This window comes from Kitasatospora sp. NPDC058184 (assembly GCF_042883725.1).
In the GTDB taxonomy this organism is placed as follows: domain Bacteria; phylum Actinomycetota; class Actinomycetes; order Streptomycetales; family Streptomycetaceae; genus Kitasatospora.
In genome coordinates this window covers 1-1,461 of record NZ_JBHVVE010000059.1, presented here as the reverse complement: position 1 = coordinate 1,461, position 1,461 = coordinate 1, and the positions used below count along the sequence as shown (strand labels likewise).

2 protein-coding genes are annotated in these 1,461 nt (G+C 66.1%); both read right to left on the bottom strand.

The window, feature by feature from the left end; all coding sequences use genetic code 11:
• Positions 1–548, bottom strand: a 548-nt coding sequence (locus tag ACFVXH_RS41300; RefSeq protein ID WP_387831235.1) for a transposase, incomplete at its 3' end; no start/stop codon positions are given.
• A gap of 312 nt (positions 549–860) precedes the next feature.
• A partial coding sequence (locus ACFVXH_RS41295; RefSeq protein ID WP_387831234.1) for a penicillin-binding transpeptidase domain-containing protein occupies positions 861–1,461 on the bottom strand: 601 nt, incomplete at its 5' end.

The following is a 1,461-nucleotide window of genomic DNA, read 5'->3' as shown; positions in this document are numbered from 1 at the left end:
CGCCGTGGTCGATGATCGCTGCCAGGGGGGTGGAATCCGAAGTGTTTCTTCCACGTCGGGGTGGCATGCTCTTTGTCGGAGTGGGAGAGGATTTCGGTGGCGTCCAGGTCGATGACCAGTGGATTGTCGGTGGTGGCCCGGGCTGCGGGGTTGCGGGTGCCGCAGGCGGCCCAGGCGGCTCGACGGGCCGATTTCATCCCCGCCAGGATCGCCGTGGTGCCGTCAGAACCCAGGCCGGCGAGTTCTGCGTGGCGGCGATGCACCGTGGAGTCTGAGGGCACCTGGTCGATCAGGCCGGTGGCCACCAGCGGATCCAGGAGGTCCACGTCATTTGCGTCGTCCCCACCGAGGGCAAGTGCCAGGGCGAGAGTGGTCATGGTGTGGCCGGTGGTGTGGACCAGGTTCGGGTTCTGCCGGTCCCCGAGTTCAGTGTCGATCGCAGCGGCCACCCCGACCTGATCAGCGGTGGTGGCCAGTAGCATGAGTCCGGCGTTCGAACACAGTTGGGAAGGTGCGGGGGTGCCGATATGGAAGCTGGTAGTCTTCACCCTGAAGGTGATCCTTTCGAGCAGGCAATTAGCGGTGTGAGAAACTACTAATTTACCTGGTCAAGGGTCACTTTCCTTGTATCTTCACCACGTGTCAGCCCGCTTCCCGTGAAAACACCGGGTTACCTTCTCGAATATGTTGACCGACAGTGAACGACCCCTCATTTTTAACCCAGAAGTTGACGTGACCACCCGAGGTATCGCGGACTTTTGTCCGGAACGTCCTCTTCCGCCCCCCTGAATGGGGCTGACCTGCACTAATACTACTTTTGGGGGATCGACGTGAGCGTCGGCCCGGGTGATGGGGTCCGCTCAGCGCCACTCCGACATCGCGTCATCGCGCAGGAAACGGCCCGTGGCCGCCACCGCCGGTCCCGAGGACTCCGCCCCGGCGACGAAGGTGCAGAACGCCAGGTCACCCTTGATGCCGGCGAACCAGCCGTGGGCGGGCCGGTTGCCCCCGACCTCCGCGGTCCCGGTCTTGCCGCCGAGACCGTCGATGTCGCTCAGGCTGGCGGCGGTCCCGGAGTCCACCGTCTCCACCATCATCGCGCGCAGGGCCCGCACTGTCGCCGGGTCGAGCGGCTCGGGGTCCTGGTCGGCGGTGGTCTCCTCACCCTGGATCAGGGTCGGCAGCACCATCCGGCCGTTGTTGCCCAGGGAGGCCTCCATGACGGCCAGCCCGAAGGGGGAGGAGAGGACCTCGCCCTGGCCGATGGCGGCCTCCACCCGGGCCGCGCCGGGCTCGGTGACGGGGACGGAGCCGGTCACCGTGGTCATGCCGGGCGCGGTGAAGTCCACGCCCAGCCCGAGGCGCGCCGCCGTGTTCCTCATGTCGTCCGGCTCCAGATCCTGGGAGATGAAACCCTGGGTGGTGTTGCAGGACTGGGCGAAGGCCTGCGTCATGGAGACG